We start from the raw sequence: 6,340 nt of genomic DNA, 5'->3' as shown, positions 1-6,340 counted from the left end.
AGGCGCTGAGGCGCAGAGATTCTATGTTCTCTGCGCCTCAGCGCCTCTGCGCGAAATCCTACAAGCCCCCTCCGCCAGCCCTGCGGGCTGGCACCTCCCCCACGGGGTAGGGGAGGATCTTGTACCGCAAACTTGCGTAGTTCCTTGGAACGAGAACCATAGTCCAATTTCGCTGCCGGCCGCCCCGGCGCATCGTTCTGCCTGCCCTTTGGGGCAAGAAAACGATGGCAGGGGATGGACCAATGAAGGCAAAAAAGGGGCTGGCGCGCGCGTTGCTCGTCGCGACGACCGCGCTTGGGATGACGTTGGGCGCTGCGCCCGCCATGGCCGGCACATCGGCCGCGCTGCTCAAGCGGCTGCACGAAAAGGGCATCCTCTCTGACGAGGAATACCAGCAGCTGCTGCGCGAAGACGAAGCCGAAAATGCCGCGCCGGCACCTGCTGCGGCACCGGTAGCCGCCGCTGCCGCACCTGACAGCGACCGCTTCGTGCGCCGCACCGCCAGCGGCGTAGGCCTGGAAGTGGGCGATGTAACGCTCAGCTTCTCGGGCTCGGTCAACGGCTTTTACGTGCACGACAATCCGCAGACGCCCTCGGCCCGCACGGCAGTGGCCGGTGGCATCGCCAATGTCGGCGGCAACAGCACCTCTTCGGTGCGCAACGGCCTGCTGCCGGGCTTCCTCAAGGTGGAAGCCACCACGCACCAGGGCGGCTGGGATGTGGGCGCGCACTTTGGCATGTATCCGGGCATCAACAGCGCCGCCTGGGGCACGCTGGGCGCCAACAACGGCGGCCAGCCCACCGCGCTCGCCACCTCGGGCATCGATTTCCGCCAGACCTATCTCACGTTTGGCCGCGCCGGCTTTGGCGAAATCAAGATCGGCCGCGATATCGGCCTGTTCGGCTCTGACGCCATTCTCAACGATATCACGCTGCTGTCCTCCGGCGCGCCCGGTGGCAACGTGGCGCCCGCCAACACCACGCTGGGCCGCATCGGATCGGGCTATATCTACACCGATTTCCAGCCCCAGATCACCTATACCACGCCCGGATTCTCGGGCTTCAAGGCCGCCTTCGGCGTGTTCCAGCCGTTAAGCTCGCTTACCGGCCCGGCCGAACAGAACGGCAGCCCCGGCTTCCAGGCCAAGCTGACCTATGATGGCAAGCTGGGCCCCGTGGGTGCGCACCTGTGGCTCTCGGGCATTACGCAAAAGCACGATACCGTGGCCAGCGCCTATAGCTACACCGGCAAGGGCCTCGACGTGGGCGCCAAGCTGACGGTCGGCCCGGTTACGGCGGTGGGCTATTACTACACCGCGCAGGGCCTGGGCACCACGGTGCTCAACCTGCTCGACAGCGATGGCCAGGGCCATGCCCGCGACAGCCACGGCTTCTATGCCCAGGCCCTGGCCACGTTCGGCAAGGTCTCGGTCGGCGGCAGCTATGGCGAAAGCAGGCTCGACTTTGCCAACGCGGTCGACGCTGCCACCACGCCCACGCTGGTGAAGAAGAACAGCAGCTATGTCGGCCAGGTCCGCTATGGCCTGACCAGCTGGGTCACCCTGATCGGCGAGTATGTCTCGGCCAAGGCCCAGGCCCACAATGGCAACAGCGCCAAGTCCGACACGGTCGCCCTGGGCGGCATCCTCTTCTTCTGATCGGCCTTTACCCGGTACCGATCATCACCGCCCCGGCGCTTGCTCTCCAGGCGCCGGGACATTGGCCGGACAGCCCAGTTCCCCGGGCCTGTCCGGCCTTTTTTGTGCCCGTCCCTTTTTCCGCCCCGCTTTTCCTCTGACGATGCGCACGAAAAAGGCCGGGTAGCGGCTTGCTACCCGGCCCGGTCCGGTTGCGACCCGGAAAGGCGACGTTTACTTGAGGCTGGTGAGATAGCCGACCAGTTCAGCCCGCTTGGCCGGATCCTTCAGGCCCGGGAACGACATCATCGTGCCCGGCACCAGCGCGCGGGGGTTTTCGATCCACTTGTCGAGCGTGGCGGCGTTCCACGTCAGGCCCGATTTCTTGAGGCCATCGGAATAGCGGAAGTTGGCCGCGTGCGTGCCGGCTTTCTTGCCGACCACGCCATAGAGGTTGGGCCCGATCTTGTTGGGGCCGCCCTTGGTGTTGTCATGGCATACGGCGCAGCGGGCCCAGCTGGCCGGGGCCGGCGGCGGGGCGGCATGGGCGCTGCCAGCGATCAGGAACGCGGCAGCAAGTGCCGGGGCAATCAGGCGTTTCGACATAACTCCTCCACTCCACAGTCTGTTTGCACCAGCCCTGCCATGATGCCGGCCATGCCGATATTGGACTATTGGCCGAGCGCGCCGCCGTTTCCACACACCCCGTTTAGTTGGTTGGTTAATTGACAAGGGTGCCGCAAGGCTGGCAGATTACCCGGCAAACATGCCAAGAGGATTGCCTGCCGCCATGATCAAGACCCGCTTTACCGAACTGTTCGGCGTGGAACACCCGATCGCCCAAGGCGGCATGCAATGGGTGGGCACCGCCGAACTGGTGGCGGCCGTCGCCAACGCCGGTGCGCTGGGCTTTCTCACCGCGTTGACCCAACCCACTCCCGAAACGCTGGCCAAGGAAATCGCGCGCTGCCGCACGATGACTGACAAGCCCTTTGGCGTGAACTTGACGATCCTGCCGGCGATCACCCCCCCGCCCTATGCCGAATATCGCCAGGCGATCATCGAAAGCGGAATCACTGCGGTGGAAACCGCCGGCTATCGCCCCGATGAACACGTCGCCGCATTCAAGGCGGCCGGGGTCAAGGTGATCCACAAGTGCACGGCAGTGCGCCACGCGCTTTCGGCCGAGCGCATGGGCGTGGATGCCATTTCGATCGACGGCTTCGAATGCGCCGGCCACCCCGGCGAGGACGACGTGCCCGGCCTGATCCTGATCCCCGCCACGGCCGACAAGGTGAAGATTCCGATCATTGCCTCGGGCGGGTTTGGCGATGGGCGCGGCCTCGCCGCTGCGCTGGCCCTGGGCGCCGAAGGCATCAACATGGGCACGCGGTTCTGCGCCACGCAGGAAGCGCCGATCCACGACGGCATCAAGCAGGCGATCGTGGCCAACGACGAACGCGCCACCGCGCTCCTGTTCCGCAGCTATCGCAACACCGCGCGCGTGGCGCGCAACAGCGTGGCCGAAGAAGCCGTGCGGATCGAGCGCGAGGGCAAGCCGTTCGAGGCGATTGCGCATCTGGTAAAGGGCGCGCGCGGGCGCGAGGGGCTGATCTCGGGCGATCCCGAACACGGCATCTGGACCGCCGGCATGGTCCAGGGCCTGATCCACGATGTGCCGACTGTGGCCGAATTGGTGGACCGCATCATGAGTGACGCCAAGGCGATCATCACCGCGCGCCTGGCCGGCATGCTGGCCGATTGAACCGGCCGGCGAATCGTCTGAGCGGCGTGGGCCGGGCTGTTCGCGATGAAATGCAGCCCGGCACCGCTACAAAACCGCCGGTATTACTTGGCAGGCGCCAAGTAGATTGGCGCATTCCGGCCCGACATTGACAAATCGCCAACCATTTGCCATATGCTGCTTTGCTAACGTCGCCTGCGACGGATTTTGAAGCTCACGCCTGGCGCCAAGCGCGTCATTCATACGGGCAAGCCGATCCTTCCTTTCTCTCGCTACAAGCTCCGCCAGCGCTGTTGCTGGCGGGATCCCCTGTTTCGTGAAAAGGAAACACCCATGCTGACCGGCACCGTAAAGTTCTTCAATACCGACAAGGGCTATGGCTTCATCGCCCCCGATGGCGGCGGCGCAGACAGCTTCGTCCACATCAGCGCCGTTGAGCGCTCGGGCATGGCCACGCTGTCCAAGGACCAGCGCGTCCGCTTCGAACTGGAAACCGATCGCCGCGGCAAGGAAGCAGCGGTCAACCTTCAGTCGGTTTAAGCCCATGGCCAAAGAGGATCTCCTGACCCTTGAAGGCCAAATCGACGAGATCCTTCCAGATGGACGCTTCGGCGTCCTTCTGGAAAACGATCACCGGATCATCGCCTACACCGCGGGCAAGATGCGCAAATTCCGCATCCGCTCGATCGTCGGCGACCGGGTCCGGGTCGAGATGACCCCCTACGACCTTACCAAGGGTCGTATCGTCTATCGTGAAAAGATTGCAGGCGGCCCGGCCGCCATGCGCAAACGGCGGTAGACGCCCAACAATTATAAAAGGCGCCAAACAGGCGCCCGGGACTATCATGAATACGCAATATACGTTCTCTACTTCCAATCTGCATACCACCTACCCCCTGCCCTCTCCGCGCGGCGCCCAGCGCCCGCAACCTGCCCCTTGTGGGTTGAGCCGGCAGCAACTGCGCGACATCGTCGCCCAGATGGTAGGCTGAACGCCAAACCGGCAACCTCGCCCGAAGGAAAAGACCATGTCCGAAGTACAGGACTTCTACCTCAGGCAGGTTGCCCTCAGCGCCAAGGCTGCCAGCGACAGCGGCCTGGCCAACCAGCGCGACAAATACCTGCGCTCCCAGGCCGCCTGGCAAGCCCTGGCAGACCGCGCCGGCAAGACCGCCGCGGCCAAGGCCGCCAATGACGCCCAAAAGCTGGCTGATGCCCCGCTCGACCTCGAGCAGGCGCCTACGGATTTCCCGATCTGAACTGTGCGCCGGTCGGCCTGCGACAAAGGCCGATCATCCGACGAGCGATCCTCGCCCGCATCTCCACATTTTCCGACGCAACCGAAATGGTGAGCCCTGCTGGGTTCGAACCAGCGACCTACTGATTAAAAGTCAGTTGCTCTACCGACTGAGCTAAGGGCCCCCGAGGCGCGGCTTGGCGCTTGGTTGGTGCGCTCACCTAGGGGCGGGGCGGCGGCGGGTCAAGCGGGAAGCCAGGTGTTTTGTCGCCAAACCTGTGAGTGGGTCGCGCCAATCGCGGGCGACGTGCAGCGCCGGGCCGATCACGAACGGGCGCTGGCGGAACGCGGGATGGGGAATGACCAGGTTGGCGTGAATATCCGCCAGCGCCCCGCCCGACCACAACACGATATCGAGATCGAGCGTGCGCGCCCGCCACGGAGCGCCGCGGCGCACGCGGCCGAAGCGGTGCTCCAGGCCCTGCAACTGGGCCAACAGCTGTGGCGGATCGAGCCGGGTGGCGATCACCGCGCAGGCATTGGCATAGCGCCGCCGCGATGGACCGAGCGGCGCGCTGGCGATGATCGGCGAGAAGGCCTGCAACGCCAGTCCCGCATCATCGAGCGCACGCGCCGCCGCGCGCAGCACCTGCGCCGGGGCCCCGTGGTGCGGGTGGCGCACGTTGGAGCCCAGGGCGATCAGATACCGGTGCGGCGCGGTGGCGGGCATGCCCGGTCAGATATCCTGCGACAGGCGGGTGTAAAGCTGCGGGCGACGATCGCGGAAGAAGCCCATGCCGGCGCGGTGCCGCGCGGCGGCAGCGAGATCGAGCGTGGCGGCCAGCACGCCGGTTTCCGCCGCGCCATATTCCGCCAGGAAATCGCCCCATTCGTTGGCGATGAAGCTGTGCCCGTAGAACGCCTGGTCGTTTTCCTCCACGCCGATGCGGTTGGCAGCGACCACCGGCATGCAGTTGGATGCGGCATGGCCGAGCATGGCGCGGCGCCACACGCGGCTGGTGTCGAGATCGGCGTCATAAGGCTCGCTGCCGATCGCGGTGGGATAGAACAGGACCTGCGCGCCCATCAGCGCCATCGCCCGCGCGCATTCGGGATACCACTGGTCCCAGCACACACCCACGCCGATGCGCGTGCCGAACACGTCCCACACCTTGAAACCGGTGTTGCCGGGGCGGAAATAGTACTTTTCCTCATAGCCCGGGCCATCGGGAATATGGCTCTTGCGATAGGTGCCCATGATCTCGCCATCGGCGTCGATCATCGCCAGGGTATTGTAGTAGTGCGGCCCTTCCCGCTCGAAAAAGCTGGTGGGGATGGCAATGCCCAGGCCCTTGGCCAGCTTCTGCATCGCCTTGACCGACGGGTCCTGGTCGAGCGGGTGGGCCAGGGCAAAGCGCGCCTCGTCCTCGGTCACGCAGAAATAGGGGCCCGCAAACAGTTCGGGCGGCAGCACCACCTGCGCGCCTTGCGCGGCAGCCTGTTCCACCAGGGCGGAAACGGCGGCGATATTGTCTGCCGCATCGGGCGAGTTGAGCGCAAGCTGGAGCGCGGCCACGGAAAGCTGGGTCATGGCCGTGCATCTATGCCCTCGGGCGTGTCAATTCAACGACAGCGGGGTACCCCAGCGGGCAATTCGCGCGCCAGAGGATGACAGGCGCCCTGCCCGTTCCTATCTGGGCGGCAAATCTTGCAGAAAGGGTT

Annotated in this window: 8 protein-coding genes and 1 tRNA gene; 5 read left to right on the top strand and 4 right to left on the bottom strand. The window is 65.2% G+C overall.

Going from position 1 to position 6,340, the window contains the following annotated elements; genetic code table 11:
* Positions 1-242 precede the first annotated feature (242 nt).
* The gene (locus ABIC78_RS18010) at positions 243-1,658 is read left to right on the top strand and encodes a porin (RefSeq protein WP_502915692.1); all 1,416 of its coding nucleotides are present in this window, start codon (positions 243-245) and stop codon (positions 1,656-1,658) included.
* Positions 1,659-1,871: 213 nt separating this feature from the next.
* On the opposite strand, the gene ABIC78_RS18005 is transcribed toward ABIC78_RS18010, so the two are convergent.
* Positions 1,872-2,243 carry a c-type cytochrome gene (locus ABIC78_RS18005; protein ID WP_354491114.1) on the bottom strand — a complete coding sequence of 124 codons (372 nt, stop codon included), beginning with the start codon at positions 2,241-2,243 and terminating at the stop codon, positions 1,872-1,874.
* A 184-nt stretch (positions 2,244-2,427) separates the two neighbouring features.
* Here ABIC78_RS18005 and ABIC78_RS18000 point away from each other — a divergent pair, with 184 nt between their 5' ends.
* From ABIC78_RS18000 to ABIC78_RS17985, 4 genes are all read left to right on the top strand, one after another.
* Complete coding sequence (locus ABIC78_RS18000; protein ID WP_354491112.1) at positions 2,428-3,402, top strand: NAD(P)H-dependent flavin oxidoreductase; 975 nt, start codon at positions 2,428-2,430, stop codon at positions 3,400-3,402.
* Positions 3,403-3,714: 312 nt separating this feature from the next.
* Entirely contained in the window at positions 3,715-3,921 is a 207-nt protein-coding gene (locus tag ABIC78_RS17995) for a cold-shock protein (RefSeq protein WP_028657943.1), read from the top strand.
* Positions 3,922-3,925: 4 nt separating this feature from the next.
* The gene (gene infA, locus ABIC78_RS17990; protein ID WP_022676633.1) at positions 3,926-4,180 is read left to right on the top strand and encodes a translation initiation factor IF-1; all 255 of its coding nucleotides are present in this window, start codon (positions 3,926-3,928) and stop codon (positions 4,178-4,180) included.
* Positions 4,181-4,409: 229 nt separating this feature from the next.
* Positions 4,410-4,640, top strand: a complete 231-nt coding sequence (locus ABIC78_RS17985; RefSeq protein ID WP_022676634.1) for a hypothetical protein — start codon at positions 4,410-4,412, stop codon at positions 4,638-4,640.
* 87 nt (positions 4,641-4,727) lie between these two features.
* Here ABIC78_RS17985 and ABIC78_RS17980 read toward each other — a convergent pair.
* The 3 genes from ABIC78_RS17980 to aguB form a co-directional block, all read right to left on the bottom strand.
* A tRNA-Lys gene (locus ABIC78_RS17980) sits at positions 4,728-4,803 on the bottom strand.
* Between the two features lie 32 nt (positions 4,804-4,835).
* Entirely contained in the window at positions 4,836-5,348 is a 513-nt protein-coding gene (gene folK, locus ABIC78_RS17975; protein WP_354491109.1) for a 2-amino-4-hydroxy-6-hydroxymethyldihydropteridine diphosphokinase, read from the bottom strand.
* Positions 5,349-5,354: 6 nt separating this feature from the next.
* Positions 5,355-6,209, bottom strand: coding sequence for an N-carbamoylputrescine amidase (gene aguB / locus ABIC78_RS17970; RefSeq protein ID WP_354491107.1), 855 nt, complete (start codon positions 6,207-6,209; stop codon positions 5,355-5,357).
* Positions 6,210-6,340 lie beyond the last annotated feature (131 nt).

The organism is Novosphingobium sp. 1529 (assembly GCF_040544855.1).
In the GTDB taxonomy this organism is placed as follows: Bacteria; Pseudomonadota; Alphaproteobacteria; order Sphingomonadales; family Sphingomonadaceae; genus Novosphingobium; species Novosphingobium capsulatum.
Note: the sequence above shows the minus strand (reverse complement) of the source record. Positions and strands in the feature narration are given on the sequence as shown.